24 protein-coding genes are annotated in these 22,360 nt (G+C 69.4%); 12 read left to right on the plus strand and 12 right to left on the minus strand.

Going from position 1 to position 22,360, the window contains the following annotated elements; all coding sequences use genetic code 11:
* Positions 1–11 precede the first annotated feature (11 nt).
* The 6 genes from BHS09_RS39030 to BHS09_RS19400 are packed head-to-tail and all read right to left on the minus strand — an operon-like array spanning position 12 to position 5,069.
* Positions 12–992, minus strand: a complete 981-nt coding sequence (locus tag BHS09_RS39030; RefSeq protein WP_140798551.1) for a hypothetical protein — start codon at positions 990–992, stop codon at positions 12–14.
* Positions 993–1,014: 22 nt separating this feature from the next.
* Positions 1,015–1,626 (minus strand): L-threonylcarbamoyladenylate synthase, encoded by a 612-nt coding sequence (locus tag BHS09_RS19380; protein ID WP_140792056.1) that lies wholly within the window; start codon positions 1,624–1,626, stop codon positions 1,015–1,017.
* A gap of 54 nt (positions 1,627–1,680) precedes the next feature.
* Positions 1,681–2,979 (minus strand): cation:proton antiporter, encoded by a 1,299-nt coding sequence (locus BHS09_RS19385; RefSeq protein ID WP_140792058.1) that lies wholly within the window; start codon positions 2,977–2,979, stop codon positions 1,681–1,683.
* Positions 2,976–4,196 carry a sodium:proton exchanger gene (locus BHS09_RS19390; protein ID WP_140792059.1) on the minus strand — a complete coding sequence of 407 codons (1,221 nt, stop codon included), beginning with the start codon at positions 4,194–4,196 and terminating at the stop codon, positions 2,976–2,978. Before BHS09_RS19390 ends, BHS09_RS19385 begins: the two co-directional genes overlap by 4 nt.
* Before the next feature lie 32 nt (positions 4,197–4,228).
* Complete coding sequence (locus tag BHS09_RS19395) at positions 4,229–4,567, minus strand: hypothetical protein (protein WP_140792060.1); 339 nt, start codon at positions 4,565–4,567, stop codon at positions 4,229–4,231.
* A gap of 46 nt (positions 4,568–4,613) precedes the next feature.
* Entirely contained in the window at positions 4,614–5,069 is a 456-nt protein-coding gene (locus BHS09_RS19400) for a general stress protein (RefSeq protein ID WP_140792062.1), read from the minus strand.
* Positions 5,070–5,377: 308 nt separating this feature from the next.
* Between BHS09_RS19400 and BHS09_RS19405 the strand changes: the two genes are divergently transcribed.
* Complete coding sequence (locus tag BHS09_RS19405; protein WP_140792064.1) at positions 5,378–6,121, plus strand: TVP38/TMEM64 family protein; 744 nt, start codon at positions 5,378–5,380, stop codon at positions 6,119–6,121.
* On the opposite strand, the gene BHS09_RS19410 is transcribed toward BHS09_RS19405, so the two are convergent.
* A complete protein-coding gene (locus BHS09_RS19410; protein ID WP_237079679.1) occupies positions 6,118–7,062 on the minus strand; it encodes a patatin-like phospholipase family protein in 945 nt (314 codons plus the stop codon). The genes BHS09_RS19405 and BHS09_RS19410 overlap by 4 nt on opposite strands.
* Before the next feature lie 188 nt (positions 7,063–7,250).
* Here BHS09_RS19410 and BHS09_RS19415 point away from each other — a divergent pair, with 188 nt between their 5' ends.
* Positions 7,251–7,874 (plus strand): SgcJ/EcaC family oxidoreductase, encoded by a 624-nt coding sequence (locus BHS09_RS19415; protein ID WP_140798553.1) that lies wholly within the window; start codon positions 7,251–7,253, stop codon positions 7,872–7,874.
* Here BHS09_RS19415 and BHS09_RS19420 read toward each other — a convergent pair.
* From BHS09_RS19420 to BHS09_RS19430, 3 genes are read right to left on the minus strand one after another with little or no spacing between them, the layout of a single operon-like run.
* Complete coding sequence (locus BHS09_RS19420; RefSeq protein ID WP_140798554.1) at positions 7,862–9,361, minus strand: phosphatase PAP2 family protein; 1,500 nt, start codon at positions 9,359–9,361, stop codon at positions 7,862–7,864. The two genes, BHS09_RS19415 and BHS09_RS19420, sit on opposite strands and share 13 nt — an antisense overlap.
* On the minus strand, positions 9,358–10,284 hold the full coding sequence (locus BHS09_RS19425; RefSeq protein WP_140798555.1) for a fatty acid desaturase: 927 nt from the start codon (positions 10,282–10,284) through the stop codon (positions 9,358–9,360). Before BHS09_RS19425 ends, BHS09_RS19420 begins: the two co-directional genes overlap by 4 nt.
* On the minus strand, positions 10,268–11,227 hold the full coding sequence (locus tag BHS09_RS19430; protein WP_140798556.1) for a Rieske 2Fe-2S domain-containing protein: 960 nt from the start codon (positions 11,225–11,227) through the stop codon (positions 10,268–10,270). Before BHS09_RS19430 ends, BHS09_RS19425 begins: the two co-directional genes overlap by 17 nt.
* 226 nt (positions 11,228–11,453) lie before the next feature.
* Here BHS09_RS19430 and BHS09_RS19435 point away from each other — a divergent pair, with 226 nt between their 5' ends.
* Positions 11,454–11,606, plus strand: a complete 153-nt coding sequence (locus BHS09_RS19435) for a hypothetical protein (RefSeq protein ID WP_201800531.1) — start codon at positions 11,454–11,456, stop codon at positions 11,604–11,606.
* A gap of 83 nt (positions 11,607–11,689) precedes the next feature.
* Positions 11,690–13,348, plus strand: a complete 1,659-nt coding sequence (locus BHS09_RS19440) for a sensor histidine kinase (RefSeq protein WP_140798557.1) — start codon at positions 11,690–11,692, stop codon at positions 13,346–13,348.
* 90 nt (positions 13,349–13,438) lie between these two features.
* Here the strand turns inward: BHS09_RS19440 and BHS09_RS19445 are convergent, their stop codons facing one another.
* A complete protein-coding gene (locus tag BHS09_RS19445) occupies positions 13,439–15,232 on the minus strand; it encodes a thiamine pyrophosphate-requiring protein (protein ID WP_140798558.1) in 1,794 nt (597 codons plus the stop codon).
* Between the two features lie 226 nt (positions 15,233–15,458).
* Between BHS09_RS19445 and mbhE the strand changes: the two genes are divergently transcribed.
* From mbhE to BHS09_RS19485, 8 genes are all read left to right on the plus strand, one after another.
* On the plus strand, positions 15,459–17,768 hold the full coding sequence (gene mbhE / locus BHS09_RS19450) for a hydrogen gas-evolving membrane-bound hydrogenase subunit E (protein ID WP_237079680.1): 2,310 nt from the start codon (positions 15,459–15,461) through the stop codon (positions 17,766–17,768).
* The gene (locus BHS09_RS19455) at positions 17,765–18,208 is read left to right on the plus strand and encodes a Na+/H+ antiporter subunit B (protein WP_140792081.1); all 444 of its coding nucleotides are present in this window, start codon (positions 17,765–17,767) and stop codon (positions 18,206–18,208) included. Before mbhE ends, BHS09_RS19455 begins: the two co-directional genes overlap by 4 nt.
* 2 nt (positions 18,209–18,210) lie before the next feature.
* The gene (locus BHS09_RS19460; protein WP_140792082.1) at positions 18,211–18,570 is read left to right on the plus strand and encodes an NADH-quinone oxidoreductase subunit K; all 360 of its coding nucleotides are present in this window, start codon (positions 18,211–18,213) and stop codon (positions 18,568–18,570) included.
* Positions 18,567–20,072 (plus strand): proton-conducting transporter transmembrane domain-containing protein, encoded by a 1,506-nt coding sequence (locus BHS09_RS19465; protein WP_140798560.1) that lies wholly within the window; start codon positions 18,567–18,569, stop codon positions 20,070–20,072. Before BHS09_RS19460 ends, BHS09_RS19465 begins: the two co-directional genes overlap by 4 nt.
* On the plus strand, positions 20,069–20,542 hold the full coding sequence (locus BHS09_RS19470) for a Na+/H+ antiporter subunit E (RefSeq protein ID WP_140792084.1): 474 nt from the start codon (positions 20,069–20,071) through the stop codon (positions 20,540–20,542). The genes BHS09_RS19465 and BHS09_RS19470 overlap by 4 nt, the downstream gene beginning before the upstream one ends.
* The gene (locus tag BHS09_RS19475) at positions 20,539–20,820 is read left to right on the plus strand and encodes an MrpF/PhaF family protein (RefSeq protein WP_140792085.1); all 282 of its coding nucleotides are present in this window, start codon (positions 20,539–20,541) and stop codon (positions 20,818–20,820) included. Before BHS09_RS19470 ends, BHS09_RS19475 begins: the two co-directional genes overlap by 4 nt.
* Positions 20,817–21,188 (plus strand): monovalent cation/H(+) antiporter subunit G, encoded by a 372-nt coding sequence (mnhG, locus tag BHS09_RS19480; RefSeq protein WP_140792086.1) that lies wholly within the window; start codon positions 20,817–20,819, stop codon positions 21,186–21,188. Before BHS09_RS19475 ends, mnhG begins: the two co-directional genes overlap by 4 nt.
* Before the next feature lie 229 nt (positions 21,189–21,417).
* Positions 21,418–21,975 carry a hypothetical protein gene (locus BHS09_RS19485; RefSeq protein WP_140798561.1) on the plus strand — a complete coding sequence of 186 codons (558 nt, stop codon included), beginning with the start codon at positions 21,418–21,420 and terminating at the stop codon, positions 21,973–21,975.
* 18 nt (positions 21,976–21,993) lie between these two features.
* Here BHS09_RS19485 and BHS09_RS19490 read toward each other — a convergent pair whose 3' ends face one another.
* Positions 21,994–22,359, minus strand: coding sequence for a cytochrome C oxidase subunit IV family protein (locus BHS09_RS19490; protein ID WP_140798562.1), 366 nt, complete (start codon positions 22,357–22,359; stop codon positions 21,994–21,996).
* Position 22,360: the final 1 nt, after the last annotated feature.

Genomic DNA, 22,360 nt, shown 5'->3' on the forward strand with positions numbered 1-22,360 from the left:
AACTCAGCGGCTCAAGCCCGGGGCTCCCCCGCCCCCTCCGGCGACGCCGACTCCAGCGCCTGCACCACCCACGGCCAGCCCACCACGATGTTCCCCGGCGAGCGCAGGCAGGCATCCGCCACCGCCAGCACCTCCGCCGGCCGCGAGCGCACCGCCAGCGCCAGATGCCGCCCCAGGAAGGGATGCGGCAGATAGCTGAGGTTGTGGTGACGCACCGGAACCCAGCCCAGCGTGGGCCGCCCCGTCCAGCGCTCCACGGCATATGCCACCGCCGAAGCCAGCACCTCCAGCGCATACAGAGGGAGCCGGAACGCGCTCACCAGGAAGGCCACCAGCGCACTGGCGGCCACCGCGCCGGCGTAGGACGCATTCGTCGTCCCACTCCAGAGCAGCATCGGTGTCAGGCTGGCGAGAATGGCCGCCAGTTGGACCCGCACCACGGTGGGGCCCCGGCCAATGGCGATGCCGCTGATGCTCCCGCACGCCAACCCAGCCACGCCCCCCAGGCACATGCCCACGACCATGCCCGCCACCCCACCCAGCTCCGGCCCGAAGGCATCCGCGGCCGTGGCATGCAAGCCCAGCAGCGTGGCCAGACTGGCCAGCGACCCCAGGAGGACGCCCGCGGCCAGCCCCAGCACCTGCGCCACCACCAGCCCCACCGCCGAGCAGAACAGCGCCGACAACACCCAGCCTCGCTCCAGCGGCAGGCCCGCCGTCACGAGCGCCAGGCCCAGCACCTGCGTCACCACCGGCGCGCCGACGAGCAGCACCAGCAGCATGCGCCGGACATAGACGACCGTGGCCCGGTCTCCCTCGGGCTGCTCGCGACACAACGTCCCCAGCCGCGCGCCCGGAACGCGGATGCCCGCGGCCCGCAGCCGGAAGTGCAGGTCCACCGGCCGAAACAGTAGCAACAGTAACAACTTGAGCAGCCCTGGGACCTGCTCCGGCGCATCCACGGAGCTCGGCCGTGTTCCCCCCTGTGCCAAGAAATCCCCCTATTCTCGGGTTCTAGTCCTCCAGCCTACCCTTCCCCTGCCGGAGGATTTCAAGTGAATCGCCGATGAGCGAAATCACCGTCGACGGTTCATTGAGTGTCACACCCCCGTCAAGGATGAGGTCCAGGCCGTGTCCCAGCTCGGCCTTGATATCCTTTGCGTCCGTGAGGGGCTCACCCTCCGTGTTGGTCGCGGAGGTCGTCACCAGAGGGCGGCCCAGGGCCCGGGCCAGCTCGCGGGCGAGCGACGCGTCAGGCACCCGGATGCCCACCTGCTTCTGCTTGGACATCATCAGGTCCGGCACCAGGCGCGTCGCTTCCAGGATGAAGGTGAACGCACCCGGAGTGAGGCTCTTCATGGTCCGGTACGCGAAGTTGCTCACGTGTGCGTAGCGGGCCACGTCCGACAGGTCGGGACAGAGGAAGGACAGGGGCTTCTTCTTGTCGCGCCCCTTGAGCTGGTACAGCCGCTCGATGCCCTTCTTGGAGCTCAAGTCGCAGCCGAGCCCGAAGTACGTGTCCGTCGGGTAGGCCAGCAGGCCGCCGCGCTCCAGCACCTCCACCGCTCGCTGGATGTGGCGGGGTGAAGGGTGCTCCATGTCCACCTCGAGGATGGGTGCGGCCATGATGTCCTCCGTGCCTCCTATGGACTGCTGCTGAAGGTGTGGATGCCTGACAGCCTATGCCGTTCCCTGCGCGTCGTCCGCGCGGATCTCCCCGGAGGCCGCCAAGGCGCGCCGGGTGAGGACCGGCCCCACCAGTTCGTGGGCGGTAATCATGGCGACGATGAGCACCTCCACCTGGGGGCCAAAGGTCGGAAATGTCCTGGACACCAGGGCCGCCAGGCCAAACGTCACGCCCGCCTGGGAGATGAGTCCCATCCACAGGTAGCGCTTGAGTCGCGGGTCGTCCGCCGGGGCGAAGCGGCGGCAGGAGAACCAGATGGCCACGCCGCGCAGCGCGACCAGCAACATCGCCGCCGGCCCCACCGTCAGCAGGGAGTCCAGCTTCAGCCCCGCGCCCGCCGCGGCGAAGAAGAGCGCGAACACCGGCAGCCCCGCCTGCTGGATGGCGTTGTGGATGCGCTCGCCCGCGTGCTCATCCAGGTTCGCGATGAGCGCCCCCGCCGCCAGCGACACCAGCAGCGGAGACAGGTGCAGGCGCGTGCCCCCTTCCGCCGCCGCGAAGCACAGGCCCACCAGGAACAGCGGCAGCTCCCGCTTCACACCGCGCATGTAGATGAGCATGCCCACGGCCAGCACCAGGCCCACCACGACCGAGCCGAACAGCTCCCACCCCACCCCGCCCAACAGCTCCGTCACGTCCAGCCCGCCGCCGAAGCTCGCCTTCGTCAGGCCCGCGGCGAGCGCGAAGGCCACCATCACCAGCAGGTCGCCGATGATGACCAGCGCCATCAGGAACTCCGTGAAGGCGCCACGCGCGCTCGTCTCCTGGACGATGGCGATGGTGACGGTGGGCGAGAACGACACCACCACCGTGGACAGCAGCGCGCTGACCGCCAGCGCCTGGGGCACCGTCATGTCCGCCAGGAATGGCAGGAAGGGCTTGAGCGCGAAGGTGGCCCCGAAGCACACCAGGAAGGTGACGCCGCACACGGCCGCGCACAGCAAGGCCACGCGCGCACCCACGCGGCGGATGAGCCCCAGCCGGAGCTCGGTGCCGGCCACCAGCGCGATGAGGCTCACCGCCAGCCCCTTCACCAACTCCAGCCCCTTCACGCCCGCGTTCGGGATGAAGCCCAGCACATAGGGCCCCACCGCCACGCCCACCAGCAGGTAACCGGTGAGGCGAGGCAGACCCAGGCCCTTGGCCACCTTTCCCGCAAACAGGCCGCACAGCAGCAGCGCGCCCGCCGCCAGCATCACCGGCGTCCCCGAGTCAGCCCGGAGCACCTGCGCCCGGCTGATGATGGCCAGGAGCACCATCAACAGCAGCAGCCGGATGACGGCCCCCTTCATGCCGCCACCTTGTGGCCGTCAGTCGAGTTCGCGGAGATGCTGCGGGGCGGGTCCACCACGTACTGGAAGGCCTGGCCCGCCAGCAGCTCGTTCACCACCGCGCCCATCACCACCACGTCCAGCACGCGGCGCGCCAGCACACCCGGCACCAGCATCCCGTACTCCGCCACCAGGCACAGCGCCAGGCCGCCCTGGGCGATCAGCGCGTAGCCCAGCCGGGGTGGCAGCACGAGCGTCTGCTGCACCAGCCGCCGCGCGAACCGGCCGCCCAGCATCTTTCCCAGGAAGCGCAGGCCCACGAAGGCGGGCATCAACACCCAGGCCCAGTAGTCCCGCGCATGCACCGCGCAGCCCACCAGGAACACGAGCACCAGGAACACGGGCCGCTCCACCCGGCCCAGCGCGCGGGCCACGCGCTCCGAGGTGCGGCCTCCCACCACCGCCAGCGTCGCCCCACACGCCACGCCCGCCAGCAAGGGCGACACCCGCAGGTACGCCGCCGCGCCGCTCACCAACACCACGCCGCCCAGCGTCACCGTGGTCAGCTCCGCCAGGTCCTTCAACGAATGTGTGAGGAAAGCCAGCAGCGCCCCACACATGACGCCCAGCAGCAAGGCCAGACACACCAGCCCCAGGCCTTCGCCCACGTTGCTGGCGGCGCCGATCATCAAGGCCAACGCCAGCACGCCCAGCCCCACCGCGTCATCCAACATGGTGAGCAACGCCACGCCCAGGCCACGCGCCCGGTCCAGGCGCCCCGCGCGCCACGCGAGCACGGCCGAGTGCCCCGAAGAAAGGCTGGCCGCCGCCCCCAACATCGCCGCCGCGCCCACCGCGCCGAGCAGCCCCCGGACGGACGTGAAGACGAGCGGCACCAGCAATGGCAGCGCCACGAAGAAGAAGGCCGTTCCGGAGTGCGCCAGCCCCGACAGGTAGACGGACCGCGGCAACAGACGCAGCAGCCGGGGCTCCAGGTTCAGGCCCAGCAGCACGCCCGCGGTGCCCAACCCCAGCGCCATCACCGGGCGCATGGCCTCCAGGTGCCGCTCGCTGAGCACCCCCGCCACGGAAGGCCCCAGGAAGATGCCGAGCAGAACGAAGAGGAAGCCGCTGGCCGCCAGTCTCGCCAGCGCTGGAAAGCGCCCCGGGTCCAGCGCGCGGCTGGAGGCGAGCAGCGACAGCGCCGCGATGGATAGGAAGACGAGCAGCGCTTGCACAGCCCGTGCTTATAACGACGGGACGCTTCCCGTCACGACCGGCGATGCGTGGGCGCGGAAATCACTGGCATGGCGACCAGCCGTCCCATGGGTGGATCGTCCGCATCCATTTCCAGTTGGACGCGCTGCACCAACCGCTCCATCTCCTCGGCGGGCAGGCCTGGCAACAGGCTCACCAGGATGACGCGATCGTCATCGGCGCCCAACGCCAGACTGCGGAGCCCCGCGAACACGGGGACCTCGGCGGACAATGCCGCCGCCGCGCTCCGAGCCCGCACCACCAACGGCTCCGGGATACCGAACTCCCGGAGCCGGCGGATGGCCCGCTCGGTTCCTTCCAACTGTTCAAGGAACGTGATGACCAGGTACACGCGGCCCTCTTAGTCGGTCCGCGAGTCTGGCGCCACGCTCGCGGTGCTACTCGTTCTGTCCCGGCCCCGCCGGCTCTCCGGAAGAAGGGGGGGGAGACGGCGCCGCACCCTCCTGGGGCGGAGCACCTGCCGTGCCCTCCTGCGCCGCCATGGCGGCCCGCGCGGCCCGCTTGCCCTCTTCGATGAGCTTCTTCACCTTCTGCCCACCCTTGCGGCCAATCTCCTCGTAGAAGTTCGGACCCCGGGTGGCCTTCACACGGTCGCCACCCTTCTTGCCGATCTCCTCGTAGAACTTGGCGCCGCGCTCGGCCTTCACCGTCTCGCCGCCCTTGCGGCCGATCTCCTCGTAGAAGGAGCGACCGCGCTCGGCCTTCACCGTGGCGCCGCCCTTGCGGCCGATCGTCTCGTAGAACTCGCGACCGCGTTCGTTCCGGACCGTCTCGCCACCCTTCCGGCCCGCTTCGGCCACCGTCATGCTGCCCTTGTTGTCCTTGTCCGACATTTCCCTATCTCCTCTCGTGACTACCCCAGCCCTCGCCTTGGTGCCCCTTGCCTGAAACCTTGGGACGGAAGCGCCCCGATGCAAGCAAGCTCCGTACACCGCCAGCCGTTCACGCCTGATACGCCACACGAAAACACCTGTGATTTCGTGGGTTTCGCAACGCCTGCCGAGCTTTCGGACCGGGCGGCGGGCTGCCCGGCCGGACGCTTTCATGTTGGAAACACCCCACTGCACATTGCGGATTCCCGAAACCACCTTCACTTTCAGGCCCACGGCGCGGCGGAAGTGGGGCCGCGGGGAGGAACGGCGTGGCGCAGTCGGTGAAGACCTGGCTCCGGGTGTTGGCCCCGATGCTCGTCTCAGTGGGGGGGCTTGTCGCACTCCGGCTGCTCGGGCCGGACTTCGTCGACCAGCAGCGCCTCGCCAGCTGGTTGGAGCCCTTCGGGAAGTGGGCGCCCATTGCATACATCGGCTTCCTTGCCATCCGGCCCGTGACACTGCTTCCGGGTCAGCTGCTGACGGCCGTGGGCGGGATGATGTTTGGCACGCTCGCAGCGACCCTCTATTCACTAACGGGCGGCTTGCTGTCGGGCCTGCTGCTTTTCGCGGCGGCGCGCAAGCTGGGCACCGGGCTGATGAAGCGCCTGGCTGGCAGCAAGTACCCCGCACTGGTGCGGGCGGCGAGGCGGCACGACTTCCTCTTCGCCTTCACCGCCTGCATCAATCCGCTGTGCCCCACCGACGTGATGCTGGCGGCGGCGGCGGCGAGCGGAGCGCGGCTGATGCCCACGCTGGCCGGCGTCATCCTTGGCACCATTCCTGGCACCTTCCTCACGGCGCAGCTCGGCAGTGGTCTGGCCCAGGGCCGCACGACGATGACAGTGGTCTCCGCCGTGGGTCTGGTGGTGTCGCTGGTGCTCGGCGTCTACATCGGGCGGCGCTTCTACAAGGAGATCAACGCAGATGCGCCGGAGCCGCATTCGGCACCGTCGCCCCCCGCGCCACGCTCCATCCGTCATTCCGAAGGGACGGCCAAGCCCGCGGCGTTCTAGGCATGCATGGGGGGCTCCGGGAAGAGCTCCACGCGGCGCTGCACGCGCTCTCCAGGGCCCACGCCCGTGGGCAGCGAGACGGCCCGGGCCATCTCCTCACCATGCCGCAGCCGCATCCGGATCACCTCCGGCGCGAAGTCCAACATGTCCCCCATGGGCCGTGCGGGCTCGATGACGGTGATGCGGCAGTACCGGTAGGGCACCCCATCCGGACGCCGCACGGTGAGCCCCGCATCATAGGCCTGACGGACGATGTCGTTGATGCGCACGAAGGCATCCACGTCATTGAGCAGGATTTCGTTGAGGGTGATGTCGGTCAGGCTGCGCGTGGCCACCTCCAGGAGATTGGTCGGCGGCTTCGCCCGTTCAATCTGGGACGGTGAGCAGACGATGACGACGATTTCCGTCGGGCCGAACTCCAGCGCATCCCCCAGGGGCGTGGCGTTGCGCAGGCCCCCGTCGACCAGGGCCGACGCGCCGACGGGCTCCCAGAGGATGGGCAACGTCGCGCTCTGCCAGATGGCATCCAGGAAGTCCCTCGAATCACTGGGCACCAGCTCGTAGTTGCCGGAGACCAGCGACACGCGCCCCACGTGGGCGGGCACCCGGAAGCGGTGCCCGGCGAGGTGCCGCTGGATCAGCTCCCGCATGGGCGAGTTGTCATACAGCCCCAGCTTGCGGAACAGGCCCACGCGCAGGGCCACGAGTGGCCAGGGCAGCTTCCGGTAGAGGTCCGCCTCGCGGATGTTCAACCAGATGTCATTGAGTGCCCGGTAGGAGTGCTGGGCCAGCAGCGCGGCGTTCAGGGCGCCCACGGACACGCCGAAGATGCGCTCCCAGCGGAAGCCGTGGACCTCCCGGAGGACGCGCTCGGCGCCGACATGGAAGGCTCCCTTGGCGCCACCGCCGGACAGTACGAGTGTTGCGGGACGATCCTTCATGGCACGCCTCCTGGGAAATGGACCTGGCGCAGATGGATAGGCGCGTGCCAGCGCGGCAGGAATCACCCCGGGGCGTGGGCCCCTGTCCACCGGCCCTCGGTGCGCTGGGGCACCCCGGACGGCAACTTCCATGCACCACCGGCCGGAAGGCTCTCTAGGATGGGCGGATTCACCCCTCCGGAGCCTCGATGATCCGCTTGCCTGGCTGTTGTGTGGTGGCGCTGCTGTTCGCGTTCCTGCCGTCCGCGGTGCTGGCCCAGCAGCCCACCGCCGACGCCGCCACCCATGACGCCCTGCGCGTCCTCAAGCAGGAGATGGAAGACGCCCTCAATGCCCAGGACATCGACCGGCTGCTGAGCCACCTGCACCCGGATGTCTCCTTCACCACGATGAACAACGACGTGCGCGTGGGGAAGGAATCCATCCGCGCGTACTACGACGAGATGATGCGCGGGCCGAATCGCGTCGTGGACCGCATCCAGGCGAAGTTCGAGGTGGACGACCTGACCCGCCTGTACGGTGACACCGGCATCGCGCGCGGTTCGTCGCGGGACCACTACGTCCTCACGGACGGCACGGACATCGTCATCGACGGCCGGTGGACCTGCACCCTGGTCCGGGAGGGCGACCACTGGCGGATTGCCGCGTTCCACTACTCCACCAACGTCTTCGACAATCCCCTCCTCACGCGGGTGAAGCACCTCGCGCTCGCGGGCGCGACGGTCATCGGACTTGGCGCGCTCGTGGCGGGCGCGGTCATCGGCCGGAGTCTGCGGCGCCGAAGCCCCGGGCCCGCCTCTCACGCGCCCTGAAGCCGACGGGCCGGCACTTCGGCCAGGAAGGGATGGCGCCGGGGAAGGCGCTTGCGCCAGAAGGACTCGATGGAGCGGTGGAACAGGCGCAGCAACGCCAGCCCCGGACGGCCCTCCAATGCCGCCAGCTGTCCGGCCGAATCATCCAACAACGCCCTGGCCCGGACGTACTCCGCCGTCATCCACTCGCGGCCCGGCTCCGTGCCCAACAGTGCATCGATGTGCGTAGGGTCCGCCCCCTCACTCCGGACGGCCGCCGCGACCACTTCCGGAACGTTGTAGAGCCCCTGGACCAGGTCCTCCCGCAGGTCCCGCATCACCGAGCACCAACCGAATGCATCCATCAGCGCGGGCGCGTCCTCGGCCCGGACGCCCGCCCCGGCGACGTGCAGCATCAAATCCACCGACAAGCAGAACGTGTCGCGTTGCTGCGCGCGAAGCGCCTCCGCGCTCCACCACTGTCCGGCCTTCACCCGCTCCCGGTCCTTGCGCATCGTCCGCACCAGCGCGAAGACCTGGGCGCGCGCCGTGTCGTCTCCCAGCCGCTCGAGCAGCACGCGCCCCAGCGTGGCCGCCGTCCCCCGGTCCTCCCCTCGCCCCGACTCCAGCTCCAAGAGGAGCGCGTCCACCCAATCGAGCGGCTCTCCGTCCACGGCGCGGTCCCCGTCCAGCACGTCGTCCACCAGTTGGAGGAAGCAGAAGCCCACCCGAGCCACCCGTGCCTCGCGCCACCACCGGCTCACCGCGTAGCGGTAGAGCACCAGGGCAATCAGCCCGTAACGCAGGTGACGCCGCGCGAAGCGGTAGGACTCCCGGGCGCACAAGGCTTCGACTCGCAGGGCCTCCAGGAACGCCGCGCGGCGCGTCCAGGGAGCCACCCACCGCCACGTGCCCCAGGCCAACAATGCCCCCGCGACCACATCCACCACGTGGTGTTCGTGGATGAGCAACGTCGACGCCGCGATGGCCAGCGCCCACAGGCCGAACAGGGCACGCCCCAGCGCCCCCGCCCGCTCCGCGTAGGCCAGGGCCGCCGTGCACGCGAAGGCCACGTGGAGGGACGGCAGGTAGTTCCGCTCCAGGTTCAGCGTGTCCGCCAACTGGAAGACGCCCGCCCAGGTCCCCTCCACGGCGCGCGGCGGCCAGGCTACCTCCACCGGGAAGAGCAGGAAGCTCACACCCGCGAGCGCTGTCTCCACACATAACGCCAGCGCGAAGGGCACCATGTCCCGCCACGTCCGGAAGACGAACAGGGACAGCAGGAGCAACACGTCCATGCTGACGTAGACCAGCGCCCAGGACGGCATGAACGGGATGTGACGCTCGAAGGGCAGCTCTACCCGGAGGCCCCCGGTGTAGAAGCCCGTGAGCCAACTCGCGCCGCCGTAGACGGCGACGAAGAACAGGGCGAAGCCCATGGCCATGACGGCCGTGAGGACCAGCTCTTCCTTGCGTGGCCAGCCGAACAACGCGGGACGCGGGCTCATCGCTCCTCCATTGCGGCGGGCAGTGGCCGAGGGCCTCGCCACATGGACAGCCAGATGCGCAGGAAGGACGGTCGCGCCACCTCCGGGTCCACGTAGCGCCCCAGGTAGAGCCAGGGCACGTGCGGGTGCCGGTGATGGGCCCGGTGATAGTGGTAGTTGAGGAACAGCCACCGCACCGGAGCGGCCACGCGCAGGTCCCACGCGCCGTCACGGACATGCAGCGGTGACCACGCATGGTCCGCGTATTGGAGCGCGCTCCAGTTGACGGCGAAGGCCGCGTAGCAGAGCCCCCACCCCATCGCGGACACATCCAACGCCAACACGAGTCCCACCTGCACACAGGCCGCCAGCAGCACCTCCGCGCGGATGGCGCCTCCAGGCGCTGCTTCCAGGCGTCCGAGGTACGCGTCCGCGCCGGTCTGCTCGCCGTACCGGGTGCCCGTGCCGCGCAGCCGGTGCAGCAATCCGGGAACGAGCGCGAAGGCCACCGCCCCCACCGGGACGAACAGCCAGTAGAGCCCGGTGAGGATGGAGTACCACTGCGCCCGCTTCAGGAAGCGGTTGTCTCCGGGCCGGAAGTAGTCGAACTGCTCCAGGTGCGTCCGGTTGTGGCGGTGGTGGTTCAGGTGGAAGGCGCGCTGCATCGTGAAGGACGTGGGAAAGAACGCCGCGGCCACCCGGCCCAGCGTGTCGTTCACCCGCCGCACGGGGTGCAGCACGCCGTGCGTGGCCTCATGCAGCAGCGAGAACACGGTGTTGTTCACGAAGGAGAAGACGACCGCCGCCAGGAGTTGGACGGAGAGCTGCTCCGCATGTGACGCAAGCCACAAGCATCCGGCACAGGCCGCCATCGCGCAGACCAGGAGCACGGCGTTGAGCGCGGCCGGAATCGGGGTTCCCTCGCCCTCACCCGCGGTCATCATCGGGCGCCTCCGGCAAGTTGTCGGTGAAGTCGAGCACCTGGCGCAGCACCGGGTCCGCCGCCGCTCCCGCCCGGTTGAAGCGCATCCCGTCGAGCACGGACAGGTCGCGCCGCAGGAACGACGTGAACAGCCACCGCGACACCTGGAGCGCCAGCCAGTCCACCCCCGGAAGCCGACTGCGCCGCGCGGCGAAGGCCAGCCGCACGAACAACCCCTCCTCACTCTGATGAAGGCCCGCGAGCAACGCGCTTCGCGTGCGCCCCAGGTCGGTCTCCACGGACAGGAGCGTGCCGCCATGCAGCGTGAGCGTGACACCGATGCGATCGCCGGACAGGAACTTCATCACCCGGTCACTGAGCCCGCTGCCCGTGACGCGGGACGTGTACCGAACGCGCAAGGTGAACGGGTCCGGGCGCTCTACCACCGGCGCGTCCCGCAGCTCGCGATGGTGCACCGTGCGCAGGTGCTCCAGGTCGAAGGCATTGGCCACCACGGGCAGCCAGTCACAACGCACCGCGAAGCGATCCGACGTCCCCCAGCGCAACGCCCCGTTGCCCAACTCCGGCGGAGGAAAGAGCACCACCGGGCCATTGAAGACCAGGATGGCGCCGTACCGCTCCACCACGGGGAAGGCCCGCTGTGCCGTCTTCCCTCGGCAGGCGCCACTGCCGTCGAACTGCCAGTGGTGGAGCGGACACCGCAGCGAATCACCCACCACGGTGCCACGACCCAGGTGCGCGCCCATGTGGGGACAATGGGCGGCGAGGGCGTGGACCGCGCCGCTCCGTCCCCGGAAGAGGACCAGCTCCCGTGTTCCCGTGCTCCAACGCATCACCTGCCCGGGCCGGAGCGCCTCGGAGGGGCACACGAGGTGCCACGCGCGCAGCCGGCCTGGCTCGGGGTGACGCCCAGGCTCCGGCCGCGAGGCAATCTTCACCACCATGTCGAGACCCTAACGGACCGTCCCGCCCTGTGGCCATCCGCACGCGGAGGGAAGTGCCCCCTCGCGAAGCCCCCAAGGCCGATGCCCTCGCTCGCTGGCGAACACCGTCGGACCAGGAGCGTCCCCGCCGAGACATGCCACGCGAGGGCCCGTTCGTGGCCCCCTCCTCCTCCTTGGGCTCGCCGTGGAGCGTGACGCGGAAAGAGTCACGGAGGTCGCCAGTCCCTTGCGGGAAGGACTCCCAGGCGCGCTGTGGCGGACGGCCAAGGCGTGCGCCGTGGCGGGGCTGGCCCTGGACCTGCTGCCGCGGCGTCCCCGGTGGATAGAGGTGGCGGCGGACGGCCGGCCCTTGGAATTCCCTCTCCTAGTGCTGCGCTAGCACTGCATTCAACGAGACACGTTGAGTGTCTCCGGATGCGGGAAGCAGCAGGCGATGTCCATCATGGAGGATGAGGACTCCCGATGACGAGCGTTGCGGGCATCATCCGTCGACATCAAGAGGAAATCATCCGGCGGTGGTTCGAGCAGGCAGCTCAGGCCGCGTCCGCTCGAGGGCTCGACGCCCCCGAGTTCAAGAACATCATGCCTGTCTACGTGGCCTCGCTCGCTGACGAGGAAGGGGCGCCCGGTGCGCTTGCCCACGCGCGGCGGGCGCACGTCGAGACGCATGTGGCCGCCCGCCTCCGGCAGGGCTTCAACGTGGCGGAGGTCATCGAGGAGTTCGCCATCCTGGGACGGTGCATCGCCAGCATGTGGGCGAACGCTTCGCCTGAAGCCCGCCCTAGCGCCCTTGACGTCGAGCGGCTCTTCACCGAACTGCATGCCGCATCGACCGCCGTGTCGGAACTCTTCAGCCGTCACCTGCTGGAGGATGAACAGACGGAGAAGCGATACCTGCGACTGCTCCAGAAGGTGGCCAGTGAGGCGCTCGTCGAGGGGGATGCGGCATCCCTGCGTGACCACTTGAAGGATGTCCTCGAGTTGATCATCGAGGCGATGGGCGCCCAGAGTGGTGCCGTGCTCCTGTATGAGGCCGAGGGGGAGCGACTCGTCACCGCGGCCGCCGCGGGATTGGCGAGCGATCAGCTCGAGCACTACGCGGCATCCATGAATCCTGCGTCCTTTCCTGGCAGGGTTGCCGCCGCGGGCGAGGAGACCAGCTCGGTCCTGGATGCCGAGACGGCGTCGCTCGAGGTGAGCCCTCCGCTGCGTCAGAGCGGACTTCGTTCGCTGCTCGGGGTTCGACTTCCCCCCCACCGCGCACTGGTAGGCATCATGTATGTCGGCCTTGCCGAGGTCAGGGAATTCACCGCCCGGGAGAAGGGGCGGCTCCTGTCTCTGGGCCAGCAGCTGAGCGTCCACCTGGACAACGCCAAGCTGTACGAGAATCTGCGCGAGAAAATCGAAGCGTTGCAGGCCGAGCGAGCGCTTCGCGAGCACTTCGTCTCGGTGCTCGCCCACGACCTTCGCGGCCCCCTGTCGGCGGCAAAGTCTGGGGCTCAGCTGCTTATGCGGCATCCCGAGCGACTGGACCAACGACGCGACCTGGCGATGCGCATTGACCGGAACATCGAACGCACCGACCGGATGGTGCGGGATCTCCTCGACGCGAACCGCATCCAGGGGGGCCAGCGGCTCCCGCTTCGCCTCGACATGTGCGACCTGGGCGGTGTCGCTCAGGAAGTGGTCGAAGAGCTGATTGCGCTCCATGGGGACCGCTTCGTCCTCCACTCGGAGGAGCGCGTCCGGGGAATCTGGAGCGCGGAAGAGCTCCGCCGCGCTCTCTGGAACCTGGGCAGCAACGCCATCAAGTACGGGGCCGCCGCGGAGCCCATCACCTTCACCGTCACACGCGCCGGAGACCGGGCGCGAGCGTCCGTCCACAACCGCGGCCCCGTCCTCGCGCCCGCTGACCAGGAACAGATTTTCAAGCCCTTCACCCGGACCCACTCTGCGCAGGGAGGCCCTTCGAAGGGTTGGGGGCTTGGACTGACGCTCGTCTGGGGGTGTGCGCAAGCACATGGAGGAACGGTCTCCGTCCAGAGTGACGCCGCGACCGGAACGACCTTCTCCCTGGAGCTGCCGCTGGACGCCCGCCCCTACCAACCTCGCGAGCCGTGAGCCGCCGTCCTGCCCCGGTATCGGGCGTTGGCTGACAGAAGGGTGACACCCCAGTACCCCGGCCAATGGAGGAGCGCCGGAGCTTGCCGCTCAAGACTTCCCGCCGCCCCGAGGCAGCAGTGTCTCCACCATGCCCTTGAGCGACTGCTTCAGGATGCCGCCCGTGTCCACGTCGCCCTTCGCCAGCGCCTGGGCATAATGCTTCGCCTGTTCGAAGGTGATGTGGGGCGGTAGCAGCGGGACGTCCGGGTCCACGTAGGCCTCGAAGACGACGGGCCGGTCGGCGCTCAGCGCCTCATCCCACGCGCGGCCCAGCGACTCCGGCCGGTCCACGCGAATGCCCTTGAAGCCCAGGGACTCCGCATAGGCCGCGTAGGGGAAGTCCGGCAGGTCCTGGGACGCGGGCAACTTCGGATCGCCCGCCAGCACGCGCTGCTCCCACGTCACCATGTTGAGGTCCCGGTTGTTGAGGACCATGACGATGAAGCGCGGGTCCTTCCACTCCTTCCAGTACTTGGCCACGGTGATGAGCTCCGCGTTGCCATTCATCTGCATGGCGCCGTCGCCCACCAGCGCGATGACGGGCCTGTGCGGGAATGCGAACTTGGCGCCGATGGCGTAGGGCACGCCGCAGCCCATGCTGGCCAGGTTCCCGGACAGCGAGGCCATCATCCCCTTGCGTATCTTCAGGTGCTGCGCGTACCAGCTCGTGCCCGACCCCGAATCCGCCGTCAGGATGACGCCATCCGGCAGCCGGGGCGACAGCTCGAAGAACACGCGCCGCGGGTTGAGGGGATTCGCGCTGTCCATCGCGAGCGCCTCCGCCGTCTTCTCCCACTGCCGCACGCTCTTCACCACGCTGTCGCGCCAGCTCCGGTCCTTCTTGTGCTCGAGCATGGGAATCAGCGCCTTCAACGTCTCCTGACTGTCCCCCACCAGCGCCACCTCCATGGGGTAGCGGATGGCCAGCATCCGGCCATCGAGGTCGATTTGAACGCCCCGGGCCTGCCCCTCCTTCGGGAGGAACTCCGAGTACGGAAAGCTGGTGCCCACCATCAGCAACGTGTCGCAGTCCGACATCAGGTCCCAGCTCGCCTTGGTGCCCAGCAGCCCGATGGAGCCGGTGACATAGGGCACGTCATCCGGCAGCACCGCCTTGCCCAGCAGGGCCTTCGCCACGCCCGCGCCCAACAGCTCCGCCACGTGCATCACCTCGTCCGCCGCGGCCTGCGCTCCGGCACCCACCAGCATGGCCACCTTCTTCCCGGCGTTGAGCACGTCCGCCGCCCGCCGCAAGTCCCGCTCGCGAGGCAGCACGCGCGGCACGCTGTAGCCCACGCTCGAATGGAGGGTGCCGTGCGCGTGCGGAGGCTTGTGGTAGGCCTCTTCCTGGACGTCATTGGGGATGATGACGCACGTCACGGTGCGCTCGTAGATGGCGACGCGCATCGCCCGGTCCACCGCGTGGCGGATGGCGGAGGGGCTGGTCACCATGGTGATGTATTCGCTGGCCACGTCCTTGAAGAGGGACAACAGGTCCACCTCCTGCTGGAAGTGGCCGCCCAGCGCGGCGCGCGTCTGTTGTCCGACGATGGCCACCACCGGCTGGTGGTCCAGCTTGGCGTCATAGAGGCCATTGAGCAGGTGGATGGCCCCGGGCCCCGACGTGGCCAGACACACGCCCGGCTCGCCGGTGAACTTCGCGTGCGCACAGGCCATGAACGCGGACATCTCTTCATGGCGCGTCTGCACGAAGCGGAACTCCGACGTGCGCCCGAGCGCGCCGAGGATGCCGTTGATGCCGTCACCGGGATAGCCATAGATGCGGCGGACGCCCCACTGGGACAGGCGGTGCAGCAGGTAGTCGGAGACGGTGGCGCTCATGACGGCTCCTCGGGTTCGGGGACGCCATCAAGCTAGGCACCCGGGCACCGCCGCCTGCGGCGGAGCTCCCATCCGCCCGTCCAGCGGCCGGGGCAGCGACCGGGCACTGGTCGACACTTCGAGGCTGGGCGACCGCGGGGACTGTCCACCACTGGCCCTCGCGGAGGCCGTGCAAGGAAGAAGCCTGGAGGCAGACACCCAGGCAATGGCCTGCTGGCCCTCGGTCATGGCTCTGTGTATCGCCTTCTTCGTTCCGTTCATCGCCGCGGCTTTGGCCGTGCTGATCACCCGGCTGTTCAAGTCATGGGCGGGCTGGGTGCTCGCCCTGTTTCCGGCGGGGCTGGCGGTGTGGTTCGGCGCACAGGTTCCCGCCGGGGTCCAGGGTGAGGTGCCATCGCTGACGCTGCCGTGGATGCCGGACCTGGGCATCGAACTCGCGCTGCGGCTGGACGGCCTGTCCCTGCTGATGGCGCTGCTCATCACCGGCCTGGGCACGCTCGTGGTCATCTACGCGGGGCGCTACCTGGTCCACCATGAGGTGCTGGGCCGCTTCTACGGCTGGCTCCTGCTCTTCATGGGCGGGATGCTGGGCATCGTCCTCGCCGACAACACGCTCCTGCTCTTCGTCTGCTGGGAGGTGACGACCTTCAGCTCGTTCATCCTCATCGGCTTCGAGCACAAGGAAGACGCCGCCCGCGAATCCGCGCAGCGGGCCCTGCTCATCACCGCGCTGGGCGGACAGTCCCTGCTGGTGGGCCTGCTCCTGCTGGGCGACGTGGTGGGCACGCTGTCCATCTCCGGCACCATCGCCGCCGCGGGCACCGTGCGCGACAGCCCCCGCTACCTGGCCATCCTCCTGTTGGTGCTGGGCGGCGCCTTCACCAAATCAGCGCAGATGCCGTTCCACACCTGGCTGCCGGGCGCGATGACGGCACCCACGCCCGTGAGCGCGTACCTCCACTCCGCCACCATGGTGAAGGCCGGCGTCTTCCTGCTGGCGCGGCTGTCGCCCGTCCTGGGAGGCACACCCCCGTGGGAAACCATCCTCACCGTCGTGGGCACGACGACGATGGTGCTGGGCGCCCTGCTGGCGCTGGGGCACACGGACCTCAAGCTGGTGCTCGCGTACGCGACGGTGAGTGTCCTGGGCGCATTGGTGATGTTGCTGGGTCAGGGCACCGCGGCCTCCATCCAGGCCATGGTGACGTTCCTCACCGCGCACGCGCTCTACAAGGGCACGCTGTTCCTGGTGGCGGGCTCGGTGGACCACGAGACGGGCACGCGCGACGTGGCGCACCTGAGCGGGCTGCGCAAGCGCATGCCGATGACGGCCGCGGCCTCCGCGGCCGCCTCCTTGTCGATGATGGGCCTGCCCCCTCTCTTTGGCTTCATGGGCAAGGAGCTCATCTACGAGGCCTGCCTGGAGGGCCCAGGGGGCTGGCCCCTGGCGGTGGGGGCCACGGTGGGCTTCGGCGGCATGGTGGCCGCGGCGCTGCGCGTGGGCGTACAGCCCTTCGCGGGCAAGACGTTCCGCGCCGAAAAGCCGGAGTCGAAGGTCCACGAAGCGCCTCCGTCCATGTGGGTGGGGCCCGCGCTGCTCGCCGCCGCCGGGCTGGTGTTGGGCCTGGTGCCCTGGGCCATCCAGCCCCTGCTGGCCATCGCGGCGGTGGACATTGGTGGAAGCCAGGCGGGGGACCTCAAGCTGACGCTGTGGCATGGCGTGACACCCGCCCTGGGGTTGAGCGCGGGGAGCCTCGTCTTGGGCGGGGGCCTCTTCGCGCTGCGCCAGCCGGTGCTGAAGGGCCTGCGCGCCCTGAACCTGTCCAGCCACGGCCCGGAGCGCTTCTACCAGGCCTCCCTGAGCGGCCTGCTCAAGCTGTCCTCGTCGATGACGCGGGTGCTCCAGAACGGCTCGCTGCACCAGTACATCGTCGTCACCCTGGCCACGTTCGGCGGACTGCTGGCGCTGGCCGTCTTCCTGCGCCTGGGGGAATGGCCCCGGGGCGTGTCCAAATACGTGCTGTCTCATGAAGTGGTGGTCCTGGTGGGCATCCTGGTGTCGGCGGTGCTGGCCGTGGTGTCACGCTCGGCGCTGACGTCCATCCTCGCGCTGGGCGCGCTGGGCCTGGCGGAGGCGCTGCTGTACGTGTTCTTCGGCGCGCCGGACCTGGCCATGACGCAGATCGTGGTGCAGACGCTCACCGTCATCCTGTTCGCGCTCGTCTTCTCGCGCTTCCCGGTGCAGCCGCATGAGCACCGCTTCCGCTGGTGGACGGCGGCCCTGCCCCTGGCCGTGGGCGGGCTCATCACCTGGATCATCCTGCACGTGGCCTCGGTGCCCTCGCACACGCGGCTGGCGGACTTCTACGCAACGCAGAGCGTGCCCGCCGGCAAGGGGCTGAACATCGTCAACGTCATCCTGGTGGACTTCCGGGCGCTCGACACCCTGGGAGAGGCCACCGTGCTGGCGACGTCCGGACTGGGTGTCTATCTCCTGTTCCGCACGCGCTCGCAGCGAAAGAAGAGGCAGGTATGAACCCCGTGGTGATGCACACCGTGGCGCGGCTGATGGCCCCGGTGCTGCTGCTCGTGTCCCTGGTGCTGGCCGTGCGGGGCCATGACATCCCCGGTGGCGGCTTCGTTGGCGGACTGATGGCGGCCACTGCGTTCGCGTTGCTGATGGTGGCGTTTGGCCGGACCGCGGCGCGCAAGCAACTGCGGGTGCACCCCACCCGGTTGGCCGCTGCGGGCCTGCTGGTGGCGCTCTTCAGCGGCGTCCCTTCGATGATGGAAGGCCGGCCCTTCCTGTCCGGAATCTGGGCGCGGTTGCCCGTGCCGGGGACGGATGGATTGAAGGTGGGCACCCCGCAGCTCTTCGACCTGGGCATCTATCTGGTCGTCCTGGGGACGGCCATGTGCTTCATCCTGGGCATGGCCCGGGGCGAGGACACCACGGCGCCGGAGATGGGGGGCTAGGCATGGAACTGTTCCTCGCGATCACCGTGGGCGGCCTCTTCGCTGCGGGGTTCTACTGCCTGATGCTCCACAGCATCGTCCGCATCGCGCTGGGGCTGGTGCTGCTGGGCAGCGCCACCAACCTCCTGATCTTCACCATCAACGGGCTGCAGCGCGGCTTCGCGCCCCTGGTGCCCGAAGGCCAGGAGGCCCTCTCCCCGCCCTACGCGGACCCGGTGCCCCAGGCCTTCATCCTCACCGCCATCGTCATCAACTTCGGCCTGCTCGCGCTGCTGCTGGTGCTGGTGCACCGCGCCGCGCAGGAGACGGGGACCGATGACACGCGGGCGCTGCGCACCGAGCTGAAGGACTCCAAACAATGACGCACTCCGTGCTGCTCAGCCTGCCCATGATCCTGTGCCTGGGCGCCGCGGCCACGGGGCTGCTCGCCCCGTCACGCGCGTGGCCGCGCCGGTGGCTGGCGCTGATGACCATGGTGTCCCTCGCCGTGGTGGGCGCGATGCTGCTGGTGACGGTGCGCCGCGAAGGCATCCAGTCCATGCAGGTGGGCGGGTGGGCGGCGCCCTTTGGCATCACCCTGGTCGCGGACCTGCTGAGCGCCCTGCTGGTGCTCGTCACCGGGGTGATGGGCCTGACGGTGGTCTCCTACTCAGCGGCCACGCTCCCGGCGTCGAAGGAGGCGGGCGCCTACTACCCGCTGGTGCTGGTGCTGGTGGGCGGCGTGTGCGGCGCGTTCCTGACCGGAGACCTCTTCAACCTTTTCGTGTGGATCGAGGTCATGCTGGGCGCCTCGTTCGTGCTGCTCGCGCTGGAGGCCCGACAGGAGCAGCTCGAAGCGTCCATCAAATACATGTCGCTGAGCCTCATGGGCTCGGTGGTGCTGCTGTGCGCGGTGGGCCTGCTGTACGGGGCCGCGGGCACGCTGAACCTGGCGGACCTGGCCGTCACGGTGCCAGGCCTGGACACGCCGAACCTGATGACGGTCGTGTCCATGTTCTTCCTGGTGGCCTTCGCGCTGAAGGCGGGCGCCTTTCCCCTCTTCTTCTGGCTGCCGGCCTCGTACCACACGCCCCCGGCGGCGGTGACGACGCTCTTCTCCGCGCTCCTCACCAAGGTCGGCGTCTACGCCCTGGCGCGCGTGTTCACCCTGGTCTTCACGCAGGACCCTCAGCTCACCAGCACCCTCCTGCTGGTGATGGGCGGCCTCACCATGGTGACGGGCGTGCTGGGCGCGGTGGCGCAGTACGACATGCGCCGGCTGCTGTCCTTCCACATCATCAGCCAGATTGGCTACCTCATCGCCGCCCTGGGGATGCTCACCCGGGGCGCGCTGACGGCGTTCATCGCCTTCCTCATCCACTACATCTTCGCGAAGTCGGCGCTCTTCCTGGTGAGCGGGGCCACCGCGCGAGTCACCCGCACCTATGACTTGCACCAGATGGGCAACCTGTACCGGAGCCAGCCCCTGCTGGCCGCGCTGTTCTTCATCCCCGCGCTGTCGCTCGCGGGCGTGCCGCCCTTCTCCGGGTTCTTCGCCAAGCTGGCCGTCATCCAGGCGGCGCTGCGGGCCGAACACTGGATCATCGCGGGGACGGCTGTCGTCGTGGGCCTGCTCACCCTCTTCTCCATGATGAAGATCTGGCGCGAGGCCTTCTGGAAGGCGCCGCCGGAGAACCAGCCGCAGGAACCCGCTCGGCCGCTGAGCCTGGGAGACGGCGTGCTCGGACCCTGCATTGCGATGACACTGTTCATGGTCGTCCTGGGCCTGGGAGCCGAGCCGTTGCTGGAGCTGGCGGACGCCGCCGCGGGCCAGTTGCTGGACCCGGAGGAGTATGTGCGGGCGGTGCTGGGGGGACGCCCATGACCGCGTTCCTCTGGAACCTGATGCTGGCGCTCCTCTGGGCCGCGATGCTGGGGAACGTCACTCCGGAGAACCTCCTCACGGGGTTCGTCATCGGCTTCGTGCTGCTGGCCCTCATCGACACGCAGCATGTGCCCTCGCGCTATGGGACGCAGGCGTGGAACGTGGTGCGGCTGGTGGCGGGGGTGGGCTGGGACGTGCTGGTCGCCAACGTGCGAGTGGCCTACGAGATCGCGACGCCCAAGCTCCTCACCCGTCCCGCCATCTACCGCTACGACATGGAGGCGCGCACGGACGCGGAGATCACGCTGCTGACGCTCATCGTCACCTTCGCGCCGGGCACGCTGGCCCTGGAGGTGTCCGAGGACCGCAAGGCCATCTACGTCCACGTCATGTTCGCCACCACCCGGGAGGCGTTCTGCCAGGAGCTCCGCGAACGTGTGGAGATTCCACTGTTGAGGGCACTGCGATGAGCGACTGGCTGCAGAACATCACCCAGGGGGCCCTCGGGGCCATCTCCGTCTCGATGTTGTTCTCGCTCCACCGGCTGCTCCGAGGTCCGTCGCTGACGGACCGGGTGGTGGCGCTGGACCTCTTCTCGCTCCAGACGTCGGCGGTCATCACCGTCTACGCCCTTTGGGTGGGACAGCCCGAGTTGGTGGACGTGGCGCTGGTGCTGGCCGTCATCGGGTCCATGGGCACCATCGTCATCGCCAGATACCTCTACAGCGCACGGAAGGGCGTCCCATGAAGGAAATCATCACCGCGGTGTTGCTGGTGTTGGGGGCGCTGCTGATGCTCCTGGCGGGGCTGGGCCTGTTCCGGATGCCGGACCTGTTCCTGCGGCTCCACGGGGCCGCGAAGGCGTCCTCGCTGGGCGTGGGCCTGCTGATGGGCGCGGCGGCGCTGGGCCTGGGAGACGTCAGCGTGGTGGCCCGCGCGGCGCTGGGCGTCACCTTCGTCTTCGTCATGACGCCAGTGGCCACGCTGCTCATCGCGCAGGCGGCGTTTCGCGCCGGCATCCCGCTCTGGGAGCGCACGCACCAGAACGACCTGGAGGAACACCACCCCGCTGGAGGTCCGTACGAGCCGCGCCTGGGGCCCGACGGCGAGGATTGAACGCCAGACACGGGTGGATGCGCCTCCAAGGTCCACCGGGCCATGGCGGGCCGCTACGCCCGGTGCACGGGACTACTGGCCCCGTGGACCGGCACAATGCCCGCCAGGCAGCGAACGACGCGCCCGGGAGACACTACGCGCGGCACGAGAGCGCGAGGGACACTGCCGCCACGCCCAGGCCCGTCCCGTCACGTCATGGGTCGGGACGAATCAGAAGGAAGGTGGCGCCATGGACCGCAGGCGGCAGCGGGAGCTCCAGGCGGAACACGCGGACGCCGTGGCCCACTGGAGCCTGGTCCGGGACGTGCTCATCGCGGGAGGGCTGGTGGGCACGCTCGGCGCCTGGGTCATGGCCGCGCTGGCCCTGCTGCTGGGCGGTATCACCCAGGGCGACCTCTGGTACGCGCCACGGCTGGTGGGCGGCGTGGTCTTCAGGCACGCGCCCGCTGGGGCCGCGGCGGTGGTGCTCGGCTTCGTCCTGCACTTCGCGACGGCGGGAGGGCTCGCCACCGCCTTCGCGATGCTGGTGCCTCGGGGTGGCACGGCACTGGCGGCCGTGATGCTGGGCCTGCTCGCGGGCCTGACGCTCCAGGCCGTCATGCCCGTGCTGGTCGTCCCCTGGGCCGCGCCCCCGCTGGAGCGAGCGGGACCGCCCATCGCCGCGTTCCTGCTCCTGCACCTGGTCTTCGGCGCGTGCCTGGGCGTCCTGACGCCTGTCCGGAAGGTCTTGCTCCACATGGATGCGAAGCGCCGTGGCGTCCGGGCACTCCCGGCACCACCGCCCTGAGCCCGCGGCTCGGGCGCATCAGGGCAGCGGCAGCCAGGGCGGCGCCGCGCGAGGAGGGCCGCTTCGTTCGGTGCCCGGCAACCGCGATACGGGAAAGGGCCCTGGCGGCAACGTCGGCCACGCCCGGGCCGCGGCTTCCGCCAACACCAGCCCCACCAGGATGCCAACGAAGACGCCCGCGGTGCCGATGACGAGCCGGGGCCCGCCGGGCCGCTCCGCCAGGTGCATGAAGAAGAAGGCAATCAGCACGGCCTTGCACAGCGCGATGCCCAGCGCGGCCGGCACCGCCCACGCCCCCAGGGGCAGCCTCGACAGCCCGAAGGACAGCGTGGCCAGCGCCAGCAACACGGCTCCGACGGCCAGCACCTGGACCCCGCCCCGCATG

The sequence above is a fragment of the Myxococcus xanthus genome (assembly GCF_006402735.1).
Taxonomy (GTDB): Bacteria; Myxococcota; Myxococcia; order Myxococcales; family Myxococcaceae; genus Myxococcus; species Myxococcus xanthus_A.